Origin of the sequence: Amycolatopsis echigonensis, assembly GCF_014174495.1 — a bacterium.
GTDB lineage: Bacteria > Actinomycetota > Actinomycetes > Mycobacteriales > Pseudonocardiaceae > Amycolatopsis > Amycolatopsis echigonensis.
On the sequence record NZ_JACJHR010000065.1, the window covers coordinates 30,612 to 51,003 of the forward strand.

General features: G+C 68.5%; 24 protein-coding genes. 23 read left to right on the plus strand and 1 reads right to left on the minus strand.

Annotated elements, in window-relative coordinates; all coding sequences use genetic code 11:
• The first annotated feature begins 187 nt into the window (after positions 1-187).
• From H5411_RS33715 to H5411_RS33765, 11 genes are all read left to right on the plus strand, one after another.
• Complete coding sequence (locus H5411_RS33715; RefSeq protein WP_183126141.1) at positions 188-802, plus strand: SAF domain-containing protein; 615 nt, start codon at positions 188-190, stop codon at positions 800-802.
• Positions 802-1,641, plus strand: coding sequence for a chromosome partitioning protein (locus H5411_RS33720; protein WP_110341329.1), 840 nt, complete (start codon positions 802-804; stop codon positions 1,639-1,641). Before H5411_RS33715 ends, H5411_RS33720 begins: the two co-directional genes overlap by 1 nt.
• Entirely contained in the window at positions 1,638-3,086 is a 1,449-nt protein-coding gene (locus tag H5411_RS33725; protein WP_110341331.1) for a CpaF family protein, read from the plus strand. Before H5411_RS33720 ends, H5411_RS33725 begins: the two co-directional genes overlap by 4 nt.
• Positions 3,083-4,006 carry a type II secretion system F family protein gene (locus H5411_RS33730; protein WP_110341582.1) on the plus strand — a complete coding sequence of 308 codons (924 nt, stop codon included), beginning with the start codon at positions 3,083-3,085 and terminating at the stop codon, positions 4,004-4,006. Before H5411_RS33725 ends, H5411_RS33730 begins: the two co-directional genes overlap by 4 nt.
• Positions 4,003-4,896: a type II secretion system F family protein gene (locus H5411_RS33735; protein WP_112277132.1), complete on the plus strand. Its 894-nt coding sequence runs from the start codon at positions 4,003-4,005 to the stop codon at positions 4,894-4,896. The genes H5411_RS33730 and H5411_RS33735 overlap by 4 nt, the downstream gene beginning before the upstream one ends.
• A 50-nt stretch (positions 4,897-4,946) precedes the next feature.
• On the plus strand, positions 4,947-5,132 hold the full coding sequence (locus tag H5411_RS33740; RefSeq protein WP_112277136.1) for a hypothetical protein: 186 nt from the start codon (positions 4,947-4,949) through the stop codon (positions 5,130-5,132).
• Between the two features lie 76 nt (positions 5,133-5,208).
• Positions 5,209-5,628, plus strand: coding sequence for a TadE/TadG family type IV pilus assembly protein (locus H5411_RS33745; RefSeq protein ID WP_233520033.1), 420 nt, complete (start codon positions 5,209-5,211; stop codon positions 5,626-5,628).
• On the plus strand, positions 5,625-6,122 hold the full coding sequence (locus H5411_RS33750) for a TadE/TadG family type IV pilus assembly protein (RefSeq protein WP_233520034.1): 498 nt from the start codon (positions 5,625-5,627) through the stop codon (positions 6,120-6,122). The genes H5411_RS33745 and H5411_RS33750 overlap by 4 nt, the downstream gene beginning before the upstream one ends.
• Complete coding sequence (locus H5411_RS33755) at positions 6,119-6,571, plus strand: pilus assembly protein TadG-related protein (protein WP_237338358.1); 453 nt, start codon at positions 6,119-6,121, stop codon at positions 6,569-6,571. The genes H5411_RS33750 and H5411_RS33755 overlap by 4 nt, the downstream gene beginning before the upstream one ends.
• A gap of 54 nt (positions 6,572-6,625) precedes the next feature.
• Positions 6,626-7,063, plus strand: coding sequence for a hypothetical protein (locus tag H5411_RS33760; protein ID WP_110341339.1), 438 nt, complete (start codon positions 6,626-6,628; stop codon positions 7,061-7,063).
• 64 nt (positions 7,064-7,127) lie between these two features.
• A complete protein-coding gene (locus H5411_RS33765) occupies positions 7,128-10,175 on the plus strand; it encodes a BTAD domain-containing putative transcriptional regulator (RefSeq protein ID WP_146240082.1) in 3,048 nt (1,015 codons plus the stop codon).
• Between the two features lie 26 nt (positions 10,176-10,201).
• Here H5411_RS33765 and H5411_RS33770 read toward each other — a convergent pair whose 3' ends face one another.
• Positions 10,202-10,576: a winged helix-turn-helix transcriptional regulator gene (locus H5411_RS33770; protein WP_158559785.1), complete on the minus strand. Its 375-nt coding sequence runs from the start codon at positions 10,574-10,576 to the stop codon at positions 10,202-10,204.
• A gap of 1,819 nt (positions 10,577-12,395) precedes the next feature.
• Here H5411_RS33770 and H5411_RS33775 point away from each other — a divergent pair.
• The 12 genes from H5411_RS33775 to H5411_RS33830 all read left to right on the plus strand — a co-directional run bounded on the left by H5411_RS33775 (position 12,396) and on the right by H5411_RS33830 (position 20,103).
• The gene (locus H5411_RS33775; protein ID WP_146240083.1) at positions 12,396-12,641 is read left to right on the plus strand and encodes a hypothetical protein; all 246 of its coding nucleotides are present in this window, start codon (positions 12,396-12,398) and stop codon (positions 12,639-12,641) included.
• A 168-nt stretch (positions 12,642-12,809) separates the two neighbouring features.
• Positions 12,810-13,097, plus strand: a complete 288-nt coding sequence (locus H5411_RS33780) for a hypothetical protein (protein ID WP_110341346.1) — start codon at positions 12,810-12,812, stop codon at positions 13,095-13,097.
• 15 nt (positions 13,098-13,112) lie between these two features.
• Positions 13,113-13,928: a DUF7178 family protein gene (locus H5411_RS33785; protein WP_146770628.1), complete on the plus strand. Its 816-nt coding sequence runs from the start codon at positions 13,113-13,115 to the stop codon at positions 13,926-13,928.
• Positions 13,929-13,941: 13 nt separating this feature from the next.
• A complete protein-coding gene (locus H5411_RS33790) occupies positions 13,942-14,241 on the plus strand; it encodes a hypothetical protein (protein WP_146240085.1) in 300 nt (99 codons plus the stop codon).
• A 48-nt stretch (positions 14,242-14,289) separates the two neighbouring features.
• Positions 14,290-14,598: a hypothetical protein gene (locus H5411_RS33795; protein ID WP_110341350.1), complete on the plus strand. Its 309-nt coding sequence runs from the start codon at positions 14,290-14,292 to the stop codon at positions 14,596-14,598.
• A 194-nt stretch (positions 14,599-14,792) separates the two neighbouring features.
• Positions 14,793-15,362, plus strand: a complete 570-nt coding sequence (locus tag H5411_RS33800) for a hypothetical protein (RefSeq protein WP_110341352.1) — start codon at positions 14,793-14,795, stop codon at positions 15,360-15,362.
• A 61-nt stretch (positions 15,363-15,423) separates the two neighbouring features.
• A complete protein-coding gene (locus H5411_RS33805; protein ID WP_110341354.1) occupies positions 15,424-16,299 on the plus strand; it encodes a hypothetical protein in 876 nt (291 codons plus the stop codon).
• 146 nt (positions 16,300-16,445) lie between these two features.
• Entirely contained in the window at positions 16,446-17,030 is a 585-nt protein-coding gene (locus H5411_RS33810; RefSeq protein WP_110341355.1) for a hypothetical protein, read from the plus strand.
• A 99-nt stretch (positions 17,031-17,129) separates the two neighbouring features.
• Positions 17,130-17,720 (plus strand): hypothetical protein, encoded by a 591-nt coding sequence (locus H5411_RS33815; protein ID WP_110341356.1) that lies wholly within the window; start codon positions 17,130-17,132, stop codon positions 17,718-17,720.
• Positions 17,721-17,751: 31 nt separating this feature from the next.
• A complete protein-coding gene (locus H5411_RS33820) occupies positions 17,752-18,309 on the plus strand; it encodes a hypothetical protein (protein ID WP_110341357.1) in 558 nt (185 codons plus the stop codon).
• Positions 18,310-18,314: 5 nt separating this feature from the next.
• The gene (locus H5411_RS33825) at positions 18,315-19,130 is read left to right on the plus strand and encodes a hypothetical protein (RefSeq protein WP_110341358.1); all 816 of its coding nucleotides are present in this window, start codon (positions 18,315-18,317) and stop codon (positions 19,128-19,130) included.
• 43 nt (positions 19,131-19,173) lie between these two features.
• On the plus strand, positions 19,174-20,103 hold the full coding sequence (locus H5411_RS33830; protein WP_146240086.1) for a hypothetical protein: 930 nt from the start codon (positions 19,174-19,176) through the stop codon (positions 20,101-20,103).
• The last annotated feature ends 289 nt before the right edge of the window (positions 20,104-20,392 follow it).

Genomic DNA, 20,392 nt, shown 5'->3' on the forward strand with positions numbered 1-20,392 from the left:
GCACAACGAAACACCCTGTTGCGAACAAGGCACGTCGAACACCCGAGTCGACGCGTCGCGATGGCGTCATGCCTGAAGGAGGTCGGTGGTGACCACTACCGCAGGTTCGACCAGCACGGACACGACGGCGCAGAAACCGGCGTCGCCGAACGCGTGGGCCGGTCGTGACGGCAAGACTCCTTCGCGTTTGAGCGGCAGCGGCCGGCGACGCAGCGTGCCCTACCTGTTGCTCGGTGTTCTGCTGGTCCTGGTGTGCGCGGCCGGCGGTGTGTTCGCCGGAATACAGCTGGGTGACCGGGAAAGTGTGCTCGCACTGGCCCGTCCTGTTGCCGTGGGCCAAGTTCTGACGGCGCAGGATCTCAAGCAGGTTAGCATGGCCGCGGACTCCGGCATGGACGTGATGCCCGCATCGGCTGCGTCCACAGTGGTGGGTCAGCCGGTTGCGTTCAGCCTGCCCGCTGGCTCGCTGGTGACCCGTTCGGTGCTCGGCGCACCGCAGATTCCGTTGCAGGGCAAGGCAATCGCTGCGGTGGGGCTGAAGCCGGGACAGTTCCCGCCCGACCTGTCGCCGGGTACCACCGTCGCGGTGCTCACGACTCCAGGGCAGGGCACAACGACCGGAACGTCGACCGGTTCCGGGCAGACGTCGTCGTGGACCGCGGTGGTGACGAGCATTGCCACGCGCGAGACCGAGCAGACCACGGTGGTGTCGCTGCAACTGTCCGAATCGGACGCTCGCGCATTGGCCTCGGCTCCGGCGGGGCAACTCAGTCTGGTCGCGATCGCGGGAGGAGGCCGCTGATGCTCATCGCCGTCTGCTCGCTGAAAGGGTCGCCGGGTGTGACCACCCTGGCGACCGCGCTCGGGGCCCGTTGGCCGGGCCAGGAGAACCCGATCGTGGTCGAGGTCGACCCTGCCGGCGGTGACCTGATGGCCCGCTTCCGGTTGCCCGACACACCGGGTCTGGTCAGCTTGGCCGCGGCGGCACGAGGCCGCAGCGGTGCCGATCCGAATCTGCTCGTCCAGCACACGCAGCGTCTCCCCGGTGGCCTGCGGGTGGTGCTCGGCCCGGTCGGTGCCGAACAAGCTCGCGCCGCCCTGACGGTGCTGGCCTCGGGCCCGTCCTCGCCGCTGCGTCGGGCCACAGACCAGCCGGAGACCACGGTCATCGCCGACTGCGGCCGGGTCGATCCGGACTCACCCGCTTTCCCGATCATCCGCAGCGCGGACGCGATGCTGCTGGTCGCCCGCCCACATGACGACGAGCTCGCGCACGTCGCGCTCAAGCTGCAGGCCGCCCAACAGTGGTCACGACGCCCGTGCTTCGTCCTGGTCGGCGACGGCTACCCGACCGCGGAGGTCTCCCAGGCGCTGCGCATCCCGGTGATGGGTCGCGTGCCGCGCGACGACAAGGGCGCCGCGGTGCTCGGTGGCCAGGGCACCGGCCGACGTGGGCCCGACAAGTCCGCGCTGGGGCGGGCTGCCGCCAGGATCGCGCTCAACCTTTATGCGCACGGGCACCAGCCGACCGGCAACGGCGCCCGTGCCCCGCACCTGCGGCTGGCAGTTCCGGGTGAGCCGGTCTCGGGTGCGGCGCTGCAACCGCTCGGGCCGCAAACCCGTAACGGGGCGACGCCATGACGCGGCCTGACGTCGGTGATCCGCGCCTGGCGGCGTCGACCAACGGCGCCGGCCCGAACCTGGCTGCCCAGCACACGCCTGGACCGGCGGATCTGCCACACCGGCCCGCCGGGGAAGCCGCCGCGGTGGAACGGCTGCGGCAGCACCTGCGCGAGGAGTTGTCCACCCAACTCAGCAGGCGCATCCGGGCTGATGAGACTGCCGGCCGCCCGCCGATGGACGCCCCAGCACGCCGCCGGCTGGCCGAGGCGATCCTGACCGACGCGGCCGAGGCGCACGCCCAAGCCGAGCTGCGCAACTCCGCCACCGGCGGGATGCTCGTGGCGCCCGAGGTCGAGCAGCGCCTGATCCGCCAGGTCCTCGACGAGGTCTTCGGCCTGGCCGGTCTGGAACCGCTGCTGGCCGACACCGACATCGAGAACATCAACATCAACGGCGACCGTGTCTTCGTCAAGTACGCCGACGGCCGCCGCAAGCGGTTGCCCCCGGTGGTCGGCTCGGACACCGAGCTGATCGACCTCATCCGCGACCTGGCGACCCGCTCCGGGGTGGAGGAGCGCCGCTTCGACCGCGGCAGCCCGATCGTGAACTTCCAGCTGCCCGGTGGCGAGCGTGTCTCGGCGGTCATGGCGGTCACCGCGCGCCCGTCGGTGTCGATCCGCCGGCACCGGTTCGCCAAGGTCACGCTGGCCGAGCTGCGCGAGAACGGCACCATCGACGTCGCGCTGGAGAGCTTCCTGAAGGCCCTGGTGCGGGCCAAGCGCAACGTCCTGGTCACCGGCGGCACGGCGATCGGCAAGACCACCCTGCTGCGCGGCCTGGCCTCGGCCATCCCGTCGTGGGAGCGGCTGATCACCATCGAGGACGTCTTCGAGCTCGGCCTCGGCGAGGACGCCGAGGCGCACCCGGATGTGGTGGCGCTGCAGGCCCGCGAACCGAACATCGAAGGGCAGGGCGAGATCTCGCTGTCGGACCTGGTGTGGCAGTCCCTTCGGATGAGCCCGGACCGGGTCATCGTCGGCGAGGTTCGCGGCCCGGAGGTCATCCCGCTGACCAACGCGATGTCCATGGGCAACGACGGCAGCATGGGCACCCTGCACTCCTCCAGCAGTCAGGGTGCGTTCACCAAGCTGGCTGCCTACGCCGTGCAAGGCCCCGAGCGGTTGCCGATGGAAGCGACCAACCTGCTCGTCGCCGCGGCGCTGCACTTCGTGGTGCACCTGGAAAAGCCCCGCGACGACCCGAGCAAGCGCGTGGTGTCCTCGATCCGGGAAGTCGTCGGCGCCGACGGCGCACAGATCATCAGCAACGAGGTCTGGCGCCCCGGCCCGGACCTGCGCGCCGTACCGGGCGCGCCGCTGCGCACCGACACCGTCGGCCTGCTCGTCGAGGCCGGCTACGACCCGGACCTGTTCGAGCGGCGCGAAGGGTGGTGGACGCCATGACCACGACCGCCGCCCTGTTCGGCCTACTCGGTGCCGGTGTGGCCGTCGGTGTCCTGCTCATCGCCGCCGGACTGCGCGGCCGACCCGCCCGTCCGGCGACGCCGTCGCGGCTGAGCGCCTGGCTGGCCGCCCGGCATGACCGCAAGCGGGTTGGCTGGCTCGTCGTGGCCGTGCTCGCCGGCTTGGCCGTCGGCGCGGTCACCGGCTGGGTGGTCGCCGCCATCCTGACCGCGCTCGCCGTCGTCGGCCTGCCGCGAATCCTCGGCTCGAACGTCGACCACAAGCGCCACCTCGAACGCATCGAGGCGATCGCCGGGTGGACCGAGATGCTGCGCGACACCCTGGTGGCCGCGGCCGGTCTGGAACAGGCCATCCTCGCCACCGCCCCGGCCTGCCCCGAGGCGATCCGCGAGGAGATCACCGAGCTCGCCGTCCGGCTGGAGCGCGGCGAACGCCTCGCACCGTCGCTGCGCCACCTCGCCGACCAGCTGCGCGACCCCACCGCGGACCTGGTGATCTCCGCGCTCGTGCTGGCCGCGGAGCACCAGGCCCGGCAGCTGGCCGACCTGCTCGGCGAACTCGCCAGCGAGGCACGCGAGCAGGCGTCCATGCGGATGCGCGTCGAGGCCGGCCGCGCCCGTACCCGGACCAGCGTGCGCGTCATCGTGATCACCACGCTGTCCTTCGCGATCGGGCTGGTGCTGCTCAACCGCGGCTACCTCGCCCCCTACGACTCCGCGTTCGGGCAAATCATGTTGCTGTTCGTCGGCGCGCTGTTCGCGGCAGCTTTTGCTTGGCTGGCAAGGATTGCGCGGATGCGTGAGCCGGAGCGCTTCCTCACGGAGCTGGCCACGATCCGGCCCCACGACGCCGACGTGGACGTCGATGACTTGCTCACCGGGAAGGGGGCGTCGTCATGATCAGCGCGTTGTTGTGGGGCGCCGGGCTCGGCGTCGGCTTGTGGGCGCTCGTGATCTACGTGTTCCCGCCGAGGCCGCCGCTGCGCGCTCTGGTCGACCGGTTGCACGCGACGCCCGCGCCGCCACCGATCCTCACCGCGGACTCCGACGGCTGGGCGTTGCGCGTGGGCCGGCCGTTCATCAAGCCGTTGGCCGCACTCGGGTTGCCCAACCGCAAGCTGCGCAACGACCTCGCGGTCACCGGCAAGAGCATCGAGCACCACCTGGCCGAGAAGGCCACGCTGGCGCTGACCGGGCTGTTGCTGCCGATCCTGATGCAACTGCTGCTCGTCGTAGCCGACGTTGGTCTCGGCTGGGAAGTCCCCGCGGTCGCGAGCCTGCTCTTCGCGCTCGGTGGATTCCTGTTGCCGGATATCAGCGTGCGGCAGGAAGCCGAGCGGCGGCGCTCGACCTTCCGGCACGCGCTGTCGGCCTACCTGAACCTGATCCGGGTCCTGCTGGCCGGCGGCGCCGGAGTCGACGGCGCGCTGTCGGACGCGGTCGGCATCGGCAAGGGCTGGGCCTTCCAACAGCTGCGCCGCGCGCTGGTCACCGCCAAGCTGACCCGCACCACACCGTGGTCGACCCTCGGTCAGCTCGGCACCGAGCTCGACGTGCATCAGCTGTCCGAGCTAGCCGCCTCGGTCAGCCTCGCCGGCACCGAAGGCGCCCGCGTTCGCGCCAGCCTCGCGGCCAAGGCCGCGGCGCTGCGCACCCGTGAACTCACCGACGCTGAAGGCGAAGCGCAAGCAGCCACCGAACGCATGAGCCTTCCCGTGGTGATGCTGTTCGGCGGATTCCTGATTTTCATCGGGTTCCCAGCCCTCGCGAGCGTGCTGGGAGGTCTCTGAGTTCCACAAGAACTGTCCATACCGGACCCCGAACCACGGGGGAGAAGCTGATGTTCACCGAAGTTCAGATCCTCATCGCCCGCATCCGGGGCGAGCTGGAGCGGCTGCGCCGCGACGAGGCGGGCTACTCCACCGAAGCGGTCGTGGTCACCGCCCTGCTGGCGGCGCTGGCCATCGCGGTCATCGCGATCATCGTCATTAAGGTCACCCAGAAAGCCAACGGCATCAACCTGTAGGCCGGTGACCACAATGCCTCGACGCCCCAGCCGACCCCGCACGCCGAACACACGCGAGCGTCCACACCGGACACGTGTGCGGGCGGCGCTGCGCCGGCTGCGGACGGATCAGCGTGGCGCCGGCACGGTCGAACTCGTCATCGCCACGCCCCTGCTGTTGCTGCTGATCCTGTTGATCGCGCAGTTCGCGCTCTACATGCACGCCACCCACATAGCCCAAGCCGCCGCCTCCGAAGCCCTGTCCGCAGCACGCGTGTACGGCGGCAGCACTGCCGCGGGCAATGCCGAAGGACAACGAGTCCTCACCCAACTCGGAAGTGGCCCGCTGCAAGGAACATCGGTCAACGTCCAGCGAGGACCGAACCAAGCATCCGTGACGGTCACCGGAACCGTGATCAACGTGATTCCGTTCGCGACCTTCACGGTGCACGCCGAAGCCGTTGGGCCCGTTGAGAAATTCACCCCGCCGACCGGTGCAGGGGCGGTGGCACCATGACTGCGGCCCGCCGTCTTCCCGCGTTCGCGCGCTCGATGCGCGCGAGTATTCGCGCGCTGCGCCGGGACGAACGAGGCTCCGCTGCGGCCGAGCTCACTCTACTGACCCCGCTGCTGATCCTGCTGCTGTTGTTCGTGGTGTTCTGCGGTCGGCTGGCCGACACCAAGCTGCGGATCAACGACGTCGCGCACCAAGCGGCCCGCGCCGCCACCCTGGCCCGCACCCCATCGCAGGCCACCGCCAACGCCCAAGCCACCGCCAGCGCAGCCCTGGCGTCCGCGGGGATCACCTGCCAGTCGTTGTCGGTGTCTACCGACACTCAGGGACTCAAGCCGGGCTCCACGGTGACCGTCACCGTGTCCTGCAGCGTCGGCCTCGGGGACCTGACCTCGCTCGGCGTGCCCGGCAGCCGGACGTTCCAATCCAGCTTCTCCTCCCCGGTCGATGTCTGGCGCGGCACCGCCCCCAACGCCCAAGCGGGAGGTGCGCCATGAGGGTGGCCGCATCGCTGCGCCGCCGAACCGGCCGGCTGCGCGAAGACCAGGACGGCCGGGTGACCGCCTTCGTCGTCATCATCGCCCTCGCCGCGCTGCTGTTCGCCGGGCTCGTGCTCGACGGCGGGCTCGCCCTGGCCGCCAAGGTCCGTGCGATGGGCGAGGCGCAGGAAGCCGCGCGGGCCGGCGCCCAGGAAATCGACCTGACCGCCTACCGCACCGACGGCACCCTGCGCCTGGTCCCACACCAAGCCAGCGCCGCGGCCCGCAGCTACCTCGCCGCCGCCGGCCACACCGGCACCGTCTCGGTCGCCGGCACCACCGTGAACGTGACCGTCAGCATCGACCAGCCGACCCAGCTGCTCGGGCTGGTCAGCATCGGCTCAATCACCGTCACGGGAACCGGGCAGGCCCAACCGCAACGCGGAATCTCCGGAGTACTCCCATGACGACCTTCACATGCTCGTACCCAGTTCAGTGCCACACCGGGGAAGGAGACCAGGATGGCGACGACTGAAGAGATCGAACGCCGCGTCGAGCAAGCCGACGCGGCCCGCAGCGCGAAGCGGGCAGCTGCTGCCAAGCGCGTCGGTGAACTCGCACTGCTGCGGGCAGAGGTGGCCGAGAAACTCGGCGACGTCGAGCGAGAACTCGGCGACGTCCTCGCTGAGTCCAGCGACGTCATCAGCGTTGACGAGCTGGCCAAGTTCACCGACGTACCGGCCACCGACCTCACCCAGTGGCTCAACGGCCGCAAGACGACTCGCCCCAAGCGCAAGCGGTCTACCGCCGGCACCGCCACCGCGAAACGGGACGCGAGCCAAGCATCGTCCACATCGAACCCGGCGCCGACCACCCAGCAGTCCGCGTCACCCGAGCTCGCCGGACCTCGCAACGGCGCGGCGGACACCTCCACCCGGATTCCCACGCCGGTGACATGACGCCGCTTGCTCCGCTGGCGACCGCGGAGCCGTAAACCTGTACGTCCAAGGAATCGAGCACGCCATGACCGCACACTCGCACTCCCCTCACCGAAAGCCGATACGGCCGAGGACAGGCCGCCCCGCGTGGTGGGCACTGGCCGCGGTGCTCCGGTTCGTGCGCGGTCTGCTCGCCCTCGTCGTCCTGCTCGCGCTCGTGGCGGGCCTGCCCTGGGCCCTCGTGCACTTCGTGGGGTGGCCCCTGCCTGACGACGTGCCGACGTGGGACGAGATCCAGGCGACGCTGCTCAACCCGATGAGCGCGCAGTTCCTGCTCAACACCCTGGCGGTGCTGTGCTGGATCGTCTGGTTCTTCTTCGCGCTCGACGTCCTGCGCTGCACCGTCGACGCGGCGCGCGGGATCACCTGGCCGCAGGTCCGCCCGCCTGGCCCGCTGCACGGGCTCGCCGCGGCTCTGATCGGCACCATCGTGCTGACCCTGCTCGGCAACCGGACCCCGTACACGGCTCCCACCCCGGCCACCGCAGTCTTGGCCGCCGATCTCACGCCGGTCGCCGTCGTCGCACCGCTGACCCCAGGCCCGACCGCGCAGGCCGCGGCTCCGCAGGCGGCCGTCGTCCCGGCCGCCACGTTGGTGGTCGATCGGGCAGCGCCGGCCCCGCCGGGCATGGTCCAGGTCACCGAGGAGGTCCGGCTCCCCGAGGACGGGATCTACGACAGCCTGTGGCGGGTCGCCGAACGCATCTACGGTCCCGGCGGCGGAACCCGGTGGCCTGAGTTGTTCCAGCTCAACCGCGGCGTGGAGCAGCCCGACGGCCGCGCGCTGACCCAACCCAACCTCGTGCGCCCCGGCTGGAAGATCACCGCCTACATCCCGGCCCCGCCCGAACAACATCCTCCCGGCGAGCAGCAGCCGCAGGTGCCGCCGCCGCAGCCGCCACCTCCTCCGACGAGCACTGCACCGACCACGCCTCCGTCAACACAGCCCGCGCCGAACACGACCCCGGCGCCGGCCACGGCGGACGAGGCCGGCCAGCACCACGACGACCAGGCCGAACCGGGGCTGGACCTGCTGACCGGCGTGTTCGTCAGCCTTGGCCTGGCCGGAGCGATCACGACGGCCATGGTGTCGGTCCGGATGTGGCGCCGACGCCGCTACCGCATCGGCAGCGGCGACCGCGCCGACCTGCAGCGCCCGATCGCGCCCGTGGTCCGCGCCCTGCGGGCCGCCTACGACCAGGACGACGGCGACCGCAGGCCCGTAGACGACGTGGAGTTCGTCGACCTCGCGCCGGCCCCACCGCGGATCCACATCACCGCCGCCGGGGACCTGGAACCCGACGACAAACCAGTCCCCGTACCGGCGAAGGTCGGCGTGCGGGGCGGTCGCGAACTCGCCCTGAACCTGGCCAGCACCCGCGGCCTCGGTCTCGCCGGACCTGGCGCCACCGCCGCTGCCCGCGCGCTGCTGCTGCACCTGCTCACCGAACAGCAGCCCGGCGACGGCATCCGCGTGCTCGTCCCCGCCGACGACCTGCACCTCGTCTTCGACGGCACCGACGTCGAGAACCTGCCGTCCACCGTCCACGTCGTCGCCACGCTCGACGCTGCCCTCGACGAGATGGAAGCGGCCCTGCTCACCCGGACCCGCCACGCCATCGAGCAGACCGAAACCCGACTCACTCCGGCCTCGCTCGTGCTGCTCGCCAGCCCCACGCCCCACGCGGAACGCCGCCTGCAAGCCGTCCTCGACAACGGCTCGACTCTCGGCCTGGCCGGCGTGCTCCTCGGCCAATGGCGCCCCGGCGCGACCGTGCGCGTCCGCCACGACGGCACCGTCAGCGCGACCAGCCCTGGCCTCGGCGACGCCCTCGCCGACACACGCCTGTTCAGCCTGCCCTCCACCGATGCCACCGAACTGCTTGCCGTGCTCCGCGATGCTGAAGGCCCCGCCGACCTGGCCACACCCGACCACGCAACCAGCGGCTTCACCGGCGACGAACTCGCACCGCCCGCAGACGATCACGACGTTGCACCCACGCCGCCCGTCCCCGAGCAGCGCTCGGTCGACGAGATGACCCAGCTCGAATCCACCCGCCCGCCGGAACAGGAAGACAACCAGCAGACCCCACCGGCCCCGAGCCTGCAACTGCTGGACGTCCACCCCATCCCCGTGGACGTCCCGCCGAAGGCCCCGGCCGCAGCCACCCCGGACGACACCGACGAGCGCCGCACGGCCGCCGAGGACGTCAAGCCGGCCGCCGAGCAGGCACCGGCCGCCGAGGAACCCCGGAAACCGGACAACGGTGACGTGGCAGCACCGCAAACCCCGCTGGTTGTGCGTGTGCTGGGACGCCTGCACCTGGCCCTGCGCGGCGACGAGGGAGAACGCGAGCTCAGTGGCGCGCTGACACCGAAGCAACGGGAACTGCTCGTCTACCTCGCGCTGCACCCCCACGGCGTCCGCCGCGAAGTCCTCAACGAGGCCGTCTGGCCCGACAGCCGGCCACCGCGGCCGTACAACTCGTTCCACAACACCCTGTCCATGTTGCGCCGCGCGCTCACCGACGCCACCGACGGCAGGATCAACAACCTCGTCGTCAACGACGACGGCCGCTACCAGCTCAACGACGAACTCGCCGTCGTCGACTACTGGCAGCTCCAGCACGCCCTGCAGGCGCCCCGCCCACCCGACGCCGCGGCCCAGGCCCAGCTGCACGACGCCGTCGAGCTCTACCAGGGCGACCTCGCCGAGGACCTGCTCGTGCCCTGGATCGAACCGGTCCGCGAGGCCACCCGACGCGACGTCCTGGACGCGCTCGGCGCCCTGATCCGCGCGCACGGCGACAGCGCCCCAGAAACCATGCTCACGCTCCTGGAACGCACCCGGAAGCTCGACCGCTACAACGAGGGCGTCTACCGCGACATCATCCGCACCCAAGCCCGCCTCGACCAGTACGCCGCCATCCCCCGCACCCTCGCGCTGCTGACCACCACGCTCGACGAGATCGGCCAACATCCCAGCCCCGACACGCTCAACCTCGCCGACTTCCTCCAACGCCGCGGCAGCACTCGGCGGCCGGTCTCCACCGACAACGCCGCGGCCAGCTGAACCGCGTCCGCCAGTGCAGCGGTAGCTCAGTCAGGCTGATCCTCGTCGTCCTGCGGCTGATCGCCGTCGTCCGGCGCCTTCTGCAGGCGCTCGATCAGATCGAGGTTCTCTTCCGCCCAGTCGATCAGAGGCCGCGCCCGGACCAGCAAATCCGCGCCCGCGGGCGTCAGCGAGTACACCACCGACCGCGGAAACGTCCGTTCCTCGACCCGGTCCACCAGGCCGGCGGTCTCCATCCTTCGCAAGGTCCGGCCCAATGCCCGGCTCTGAATCTTGCGGACCAACCCGGTCCACGGATCGAACGTGGTCATCTCCTGGATGGCGGCATGAAGCTCGTTGTAATGCAGCGGCCCAGCATTCAACGCCACCAGAATGTGCGTGATCCATTCCCCGTTCAGCACGTGACGGAGATCCCGCGACCGCGCTAGGTACCTAGCGTCCCCCGTTACCATGTACGCCCCCATAATCGTTCGTGACGGCTCGCCTACACTCCGCCCCCGCGGCACAGGCGAGCCCTGAAATTCAAAGTGAGAATCGCCTCCTTTCTGGCCAGAGGGCGTATAATCGTCTCCGTCATCGGCCACCTCGGTTGATCAGTGTCAAGGTTGTCAACGCTACGTCAAACGGGGTACCCGGTGCAGCGTATTTCTACTTAGGACGAACCGGCGTCACCACACCGAGTGACCAACTAGTAGATCAACAGTACGATCAGTGATCACCTCGTAGTGTCCTGGTCACCTACCGGACGACGGTCCGATTCAACTGCCTACTAGAGCGGTAGCCCTCCGAGTCCGCGAACTGCCTGGTCACCGGCCCCGCAGGGGCTACCGATGTAACGCCCGACTCGGTGGCCGGCAGGCACATGAACAGTCGACTTGGGTGGGTGGTCACCTGCCGTTACTCGTGACCCCGTGGTCCCCCTGGTTGCGCTGGTCACCATCCATCCGTACCCCACTTCCCGCTGTCTGATCGTCATGCATTGCCCGCATCTCGCTGCTCTGTTCGTTACGGTGGCAGCCTCCTGCTGTGCAGTCGCCGCTGATCAACTTGACTCGAATTCGACGCTGTATCAATTTGCATCGGATTGCCACTTGCGCTTGACAATCACAATTTCGACGGCGTGTCAATACTCAAACTTTGTTTGAGTTCTCTCGGGGTGAATCGCATGAGCCGAAAGCTGGATTAAACATGCTCGCGATTCACCATTTCTCGGCACTTCGCCATTCATAAACCCAGAAAAGCAAGAGATGAGCTGTCCGCTCCGCTGGGCTCCGCCGTGCCGGCTGCTGTCCGCTCCGCTGGGCTCCGCCGTGCCGGCTGCTGTCCGCTCCGCTGGGCTCCGCCGTGCCGGCTGCTGTGGCTCTTCTATGCCCCGGTTTGGGCAGTGGAGACCGAGAGGCCCGGCTGACGCTGCGCAACTCTGACCAGCCGTTTTGCACCGCAAGGTCACGGAACGGTAACGACGGGGCCTCTTGGGCTTGCAAAGTGTGGACCCAAGGTGTGTACTTCTACATGTCGACTCCACACCAGGAAGTAAACGGATCGAACCGAGAGGGTGAGGACCAGGGCACGGCGTCCCTGCGAGCTCTCCGATTCGGTCAGTACCTCCTTCCGGGTGTCGAGATGACAGTAGTCCCGTAAAGCGCGGGCAACGGCTTGGGCCGTGCGGACAGCAGCGAAACCGTGCAGAGCAGCGTGAAGAACGACGCGTAGCCAAACGCGCATTTCTAGTCTGGAATGCGTAGTAACTGCGCTTGCAGCTTCGCGACGTAAAGTTCTTGCTATAAAGCGGAGAAGCGCGCATAAATGGCATGCCTGCCACAGGTGTGTCCCCAAGATAAGTCAATGGTGGTCCAGCACCGAAAAACGTCGCAACGTGTAGGCGTTCGAGGTTGTTTTAGGCGGTTGCCGACATTGGGTTTCTCTGGCTTGAGAGCGTCACTCTCGCCTGCCCATAGCACGCCAAACCCTTACGGGCATGGTTCCTTGCGTTGCGCGCTAGACATAACGGCTTATCCCAACAGTGTTTTAGAGATTCAGGGAATGTGCCATCGAAACGCGCAACCCTCACCCGTGAGTAGTGCCGTATTGCCCGGATACAGGATCTGTCCCCTTTGCGGAGATCTCACAACGGCGAGGGTTGCGCGTTTCGGTGCCAGTTCACAACTGGCCTGAATCGCTGCCAGTCAACCACTTTCGCACACGAAATGGAGTACCGCCATGACTACGACTCTGATCGATTGGTCCGCCCGGATTAGCGCCATGGCGGACGCTCTGTCCGTTCCGGATGGCGGATTTTCCGTCAACCCGAGCGACGGTTCCGACATCAGCACGGGCTATGCGGTTGCCGTACATCCGGAACACGAACGCGTTTTCGACGGTTCCGTGACCAGTAACGATCTTCACGAGTACATCGCGCAAGCAAAAGACGCTCTTTCGCTACCCGGTCGCGTTCTCGGTGGGTAGCGCGACCCTGCGACCGGTCGCGTCTACCTGGACGTTTCCGTCGTGACCGCGGACCTGTCCGACGCAATGACCCTCGCGCGGGAAACCGCACAGCTCGCCGTTTTCGATTTTTCCGCCATGGAATCCATTCCGGTCACGGTCGCGGCGTGAATCAAGGAGTGAAAACCGATGAGTGCAGTCATTGTCATGATCAGCGACGGGCAAGCGCGACGGATTGCGTCCGATTGGCACGACGGTATGTCGTCCGCTCTGTATTCCTTCGCGTCATCGGGTGCGATTGACCTTGACCGCGTACGGGACGAGATCTCCCGCGAGCTGTGGCAATTGGACGTCGGAGAAGTGCGACGCGAATTGCTCGCCCTGGACAAGTACGTACGAACGGCCGGCGCGCGTCCCGCGCAATCGGGATGGTCCCGCTTGTGGGACGACTCGCCGGTGACCGTGAATCACACCTAAGAGGACTGAATTGTCATGCCTGCCCCCAGCGATCACCCATGGTTCCGGGCGCACCCTGTGAGTCACGAAAACATCGTGTGGCACTGGGAACAGGCCACACCCGACGAAATCGCGCAAGGAATGCGCTGGTATGCCGACGCGCACCACGTGGCAACCGCCATCGCGAACGGTGACGCCCATCTCGGCGCCGGAATGCTCGCGATTTACTCACCACAACAGGGATGGATCGGCAACGTCCTTAATGCCGCTCGCGTATTGCGCGAGGGTAGGGGAATCGGCGGGCCCGGTTCCGGAATGTTCGCCACGACCGGCCAGAAACGCGCTGCGGATCGGCTGCTCGTCGGTGAGCGGTATGAGGACATCCTCAACGGTCCGAAAATCCGCGACTTTGCCCACCTGATCGAGTTCGGCGGAGATCAAGATCCGGATGACCCGCGCGTGGTGATCGATCGGCACGCGCTGTCGGTGGCGCACGGTCGCGCGCTCACCTCCGAGGAGTACGACTCGGCGCCGGTCAACGGGTTCCGCCGTAAGGACGGATCGGTTTCCCGTCGGCAGTACGACCACGTGGTGAGCCTGTACCGCCGTGCCGCGGAGCTGATCTCCGCACGCGGGGGAGAACGGGTCTCGGCGCACCAGGTGCAGGCCGTGACCTGGTTGGTCCGTCAACGGCTCAATCAGGAAGCCGAGCAACGGCGCGGCCCCAACCGGCTGGACAGGGGACGCAACCATGCCCGCGCGAATTCCGAACGCGCGTGGAACGAATTCCGGACCGTCTACCTGCCTGATCTGGCCACGTGCCCCGGTACGGGTTACCAGTCGGCTGCCTAAGTGAGGTCTCACGATGACTGACACGCAGAACCGTTCGATTCCGACAACTGTTATTCGGGTCGGTGACCTTATCTTTCTGGACAGTTTCTCCGGACTCGTACCGGCCAAGGTGACCGGGTACACCCCGCGCGGCGAAATCGCCGTATTGGTGACCGCCACGCGCGGCGCCTACCGCCGTGGCGAACACACCACATTCGCCCCGAGTGGCTGTGTCCCGCGCGCACACGTCCGCGTGCGTTGCGGACAGTTCCGCATCTTCGGCGCGTGGACCTTTGACGGACTGCGCGACGAATTTCAACCGCGCTGGGCCTGAAACCCGCGCACGTAACCGACCCGATCGGCCAACGTCAAGGGAGATCACATGTCCACCGACACGGACAACGTCGTAGAGCTTCACTTTCAGTACGCCCAAAACGGCTACGTCATGACAGACGACACGTACGGCGAACAGGACGCCGATAGCGCGGTCGCGTTCACTCGTGACGGGTGTGCGTTTGTCGCCTGCGAGCGCGCACCGCGCGGACGTTGGCGTATCGAGTCCACCGACGGCGCGGCTGGTCCGGTGCCGCTGTCCGCCTACCGGTACCGATTTTCGGGCCTGGCGGACGCTGCGGAGTACGTCGCCAAGAAGTGCGGCGCCACGGTCCGCCGAGTCGATTCCTGGATCTAGCGCAATCGTCCAGCGCATCCCCGGAAATTTCACTGATAGTCAGCCGCGTGTCTCGGCGCCCGTTCATACGGGCGCCGCGCAGCTCTCACCCGCGCGCAACGGTTGCAACGGCTCGGCTTTCCGTTGCGGATTGTTCGACTCATCCGCGCGTACGTCATCACCTCCGTTTCCCGAATCAGTAAAGGAGTTCAACCATGTTCGTGTACGGCGTGTCCCTCACCGATATTCACAGCGTCGTACGCGACGTGTCCAGCGCGCTCTACGACGGAAACATCACCGTGCGCACGGGCGAGGATCGCAGCAACCGCGCAGGCCCCCGCGCCACGTTCACCCTTCGCGCCACCGACACAGCGGGTTCCGGCGCGAAGGGAAGCGCGTCCGCGTTCGGTAAGGGCACCGGTCCGAACGGCAGGCGCCGCACGATTTCCGCGTGTTGGCACGCCCACTACGACGTGCTGGCTGAGTTGTTCGCCCGATTTCCGGCCGCCCGTGTGGTTACGGCGGTCGCCACCTACACCGCGGCCACGTTCCGGGAACGCGCTCTGGCCACCGCCTGCCTGAATGTCGGAAGTCAGTTGTACCCGGTGACCGCGCCGGATTGCTGCGAGTGCGACCACACCGACTACGTCGACACCTTCGACCAGGTCGCCGGCACCGGTTACGTCGACGACTCCGACTGGATGCCGTCGGGCGACGCGATGCGCCCGAACACGGACGTCGACTACTTCCTTGATCAGCTCGACCGCGTGCTCGCCGAACAGTGACTCCCTTTTCCCAGCACCTCCGCACATTCACGCAATTCGACCGACGAAAGCGAGCACCACGATGACCAACGACCATTCGACCACTCTGGACGCGCTGCGCGCGGAGCTCGACCGGGAGCGCGCACGGGCCGATTCTCTGGAGACGGTGAACCGTGTGCAGGCCGGCAGCCTCACCGGCCTGGCCAGGCTCGCGGAGGAACTCCGCTGCCAGGTTGCCGACCTGCACGACGATGCGCTGAGCTCGCGCCCGATGCCGGTGCAGGGCTTGCGCAACGTCACCGGCCGCATGGACGGTTTGGCGGAGACCTTGAGCCGCGCGGCGCGCGGCTACTCCGGCGCCCGGACCACGGACATGATCTACCCGTCCGTGGACGATGACCTCCGCGCACACGGGTGGACGCCCCGACCTGACCGGGGCCTGGACGGCGTGTTGCCGCCGATCCCGATCACCGAGCTGGGCGACCGGCGCGGCTATGCGCGCGGCTGGCATCGCGGCCCGCAGTGGATCACGTTGTGGTTCACCGGACCGTGTGCACTGGCCTACGCGGACATCAGCGACCACGGCCGGCTCACCGACGTCGACGCCGTGCGCGCCGTGATCACCTCCCGCCGGCCGTTGTCCGCGGAGGCGCTGATGAAGTGGGTCGCGGCCCGGCAGCAGGCGCACACGGTGCCGTTCGATGCCTCGTACGTCCGGGTGTTCGCGCACCTGCGGTCGTCCTGGGGTGGGGGCCTGGTTGTCGATGATCGGTGCGACGAACACGGCGCCCCCGCGCCCGATGGGCCCGGTAAGCGCTCCGTGTGGGCCTGCCCGAGCGACCCCGATTTCCGGCTCTACGTCTGGGGCATCGGCAACAAACCGGCCCACGTCCGCTACTGGGCCGGGCCCGTGGTCGACATGGCCCACCTGGTCCAGATCACCGGCCACTGCCGCTGACCTCCGTCTCTCCTTTCCCGCCGGTCGGCCGTCCCCGTCGACGGTCGGCCGGCGCCTCGTCGTGCGCCGGTTACCGCCACACCTCACCACTAGGTCGGCCAGCTCGACTCGGGCTGGCCGTCAACCAGCAACCACGGGAGAACCCCATGACCACCCTCGACCTCGCACACACCGTCGCCGAGCACCTCGGCACGGGGTGGCGCGCCTACACCGGCAAGGCCGCCGACGGCTCGGAAGCCCATCTCGCCGGACCGAACGATCAGGTCCTCGACCTGTTCGACGGCACCACCACCGGCCGCAAGACCGACCAGGGCCGATTGATCATCGCCGGTCACCTCGGCTTCCTGCGCAACCACGTCCCGCAGGACCACGAGCAGGACCACAAGATCACCGTGGACCAGCGCAAACCGCCCGACGTGATTGCCCACGAGATCCGGCGCCGGCTGCTGCCGAACTATGAGGCCGCGCTGCACGCGGCCTGGGACGAGAAGCACGCCAGCGACGGCATCGCCGCCGCCCGTGAGCAACTCGCGGCGACCGTCGCGGCACGCCTGGGCGTGCAGCGCCAAGACCAGGACACCGACTTCCACTTTGGCACGGTCGACGCAGGCGTCCACGGACGCGTCTGCGTGCGGCCTGGCGCGTCCGACTCGGTGTTCACCGTCCGCGTCCCGCACGACCGGGTGGCCGAGTTCGCCCGATTGCTGGCCACGTTCGGACACCTTCCTTGATCACCTCCGGCCGTTCGGTCCACCCCCTCCTGTGGCCGAACGGCCGGACTGTGCCTTGCCGATTCCGCTCACCTCCGGCCCGAAGGGACCGATACCGCCATGACCACCTCCTCCACCATCGCCCCCGTGGCGGACGTTCTCGACTGCGGCCACCCGCCCACCCCGGACCCCAGCGGGATCGGCACCGGCCGTGCGATCGACCCGACCACCGGCGCCACGAGCTGCTACCCGTGCTCGAACGAACGCGAACGCCACGCGATGACCCGCGCGAACACGTTCGTCGCCTACGTGTCCTCGGCTGGCGACGCGCTGACCACCTGGCCCGGCGGGCACCTGGCCACGATCGACCCCGCCGACGCCCACCAGGTCGGCCGGCGCACCTACACCCCATTCGGCGGACGGTGGACCCGCTACGTGTGGCACGCCACCGACGTCGACGGAGGCCGCTGGACCGGCGTCAACGGCGGCCGTGGCCTCGTCATCCGCGTCCACCGGCTGCGCGTGTGCACCTGGCAAACCGAGTTCGGCAACGGCCGGCCCCCGCGCTACTGCCACCGCCGCGCCACCCACGCCGGCCAGGGCGGCGCCTTCGACCTCTACTGCCGCACCCACGCCCGCCAGGTCTTCGACCTCTACGGCTGGACCACCACCGCCCTGTCACCCCGCGCGCTCGCCCAGACCGGCGCGTGAAACCGCGCCACCACAAGGAAAGGAGTCCCTCGTGTTCGTGAAGTTCTACGACCGCCTCGATCTGTCACGGGCGCGCCTGGACGACGTGCTCACGGTGCCCGCGAACCGCGCCAAGGCGCTCGACGTGGCGCGGGAGCGCCACTTGCCGCGCCAGTCGCTCACCCGCGCGACCACCCGCATGGGCTTCTGGGTCTACGTCTTCCAACTCGGCGCCGATGTCCAGCTCGGCACGGTCACCCTGGCCGGCGCCGAGCCCGGACCCGAGCACGTGGTCACGCTGCCGGTCCGCCAGCTCGACCACTACACCACCCCCGGCATGCCGTTGACCGAGATGGCCGGGCTGCTGGCCGCGGTCGCCGAGGACTACCCGCCCACCGCGCTGACCGCGCTGCTGGCCGACAGCCTCACCAAGGTCCTCGACCTGTGGGCCGACGCCCGCCGCAACGGCCGGCCCGCGATCGACATCCGCGACCTCGACCGCGCCGTCACCAGTGAACTCGCGCCTGCCGTCCGTGCCTGGCGTACCGGCGACGCCTTCCCACGCCCGCGCCTGGCCGACACGGCCTGGCCCGAACCCGTTCCGAGGTGAACACCATGCCTATCGACGACCCCACGACCGCAACCCCGTCCGAGATCGACGAAGAGCTCGCCCGGCTCGGTATCGAGCATGCCAAGGCCACCGACACCCTCAACGGGCTCACCGCCCGCGTCCAGCGTCTGGTGAACGACGGCATGGCCGAGTACGCGACTGAGTTGCGGCCCCGGATCGAGCAGGCCCGCCAGACGATCGCCGGGTGCGAGGCCGCCGCGCGGCCCCTCGATGCGGAGTTCGAGCGTCGGGGCGGCTGGACCCGCGCCTGGCTGGTCGACAACAGCGGTCGCCACGTGCACCGCACCATGGCGTGCCGCACCTGCTTCCCGTCCACCCGGTTCGCCTGGCTCACCCAGCTCTCCGGGCACGACGAGACCGAGATCGTCGAGCAGGCTGGCAAGGCCGCGTGCACCGAGTGCTACCCGAGCGCGCCGGTCGACGTCCGCAACCGGCCCAGCCGGATCAAGACCCCCGAGCAACTCGCGCGGGAAGCGGAGAAGGCCGAACGGGCGAAGGCCAAAGCCGCCAAAGCGATCACCGCACCCGACGGAACGCCCTTGCGCACCAAGGGGTATGGGCAGATCGACACCGAGTTCACCGCGCGGCGCTCCTACGCGGACGCCTTGGCCTACGCCCGGTATCTGACCAGGGCAAGCATCGCCCACCACCGAGACACCATCGCCGAGTACCGCGAGGATGCGCAGCTCATCCTGGCCGCGCTGGCCGCCAAACACGGCCGGACCGTGGACGACCTGCGCGCCGAACTGGCGCCGAAGGTCGAAGCCAAGTGGAACCGCGAACACCGCAACTGGGGCTAATCGCTCCCGTCAGGCAACCCGTTCTCGCGAAAGGACTCATCCGATGTTTCTGGTCGAAACGCTGGAAGACCTGGTGCACAACTACCTCGAAAATCCCGCTCGGCCCGGCTCGGCCGTCGGCAAGGTCAACGCGCAAGACCTGGTCAGCCACGTCGTGCAGCACCTCGCCGAGCGCGGGGTCGACGTGGGATTTCAAGACGGCTCACGCCTTACCCTGCCGGGCAGCGCGCCCCGGTGGCCGGAGTCCGAGCGGCACCGACTTCCCTTGGTACTCCAGGAAAACGACGACGGGCACGTCCGCATCTACTGCGACGGCCGCGACTGCGTCTGGTCCTGGCCACTCTACCAGCACGCGAACGCGCAGACCAATGGCGACACGATCACCAACGCTGTCGAGCATGCCATCCGGAGACACCGCCACTCCTGGCCACTCCGGCAACCAGCTACGCAACTCAGCGAGATGCCCTCCTCAGCACCAACTCGCCACGGGGAGGGCATCGCGCTGCATGGGCTGACACACATCCGAAGGAGCTCGAACCGCCATGACTACCAACGACATTCACGATGCCCGGCAACTCATCGCCGAGATCAACGTCCCCGCGGAACGCCCGCGCTGGGCTTGGTGGGCCCCGGTGACGCCACCCGGTACCACGCCACGCTGATAAACGCAGCACCCAGCGCCACCACGGTCGGCACCGCGTCGGGTGGCACCTTCCGCGCTCTCGTGATCACGATCGAACTGTTCAGCTTGAGTCCCACCTCGATCGTGATCCCGCGGCCCAATGCCGACTTAGACCGTTACACCGCAGAGGAATGGGTCTTCCGGCGGTTTCCTGGTGGCTGGTGGGCCGGTGTCCGGCCGCTGCTGGCCGCACTGGGCTGGACGCCCACGACCGACCGCGACACCAGCTACCGCAGCACGGACCACCGCGACATCACCACGGCGCAGCGCGGCCCAGACGCCGCCCGCTAGCACCAGGCACCGCAGTTCCCCGGCCACGCGGCCGGACTACCCACCCGCACCCACGCCACACCGACCCGCGTCCGCGCGGGCCGGCGATGACGGCCGCCCGCCTTCCGAGGAGATCATCATGAACAGCACCGACAACACCGATCTGCCCACCATCGCCGATACGGCCAACCGTAAAGCCACCTTCGAGCCGATGACGAACGAGGACGAACGGCCGACGATCACCGTCGCCGGAGTCCACGTCGCGCTCTACGTCGACCCGGCCAGCCGACAAGCGGATGTGGCGGCTCAC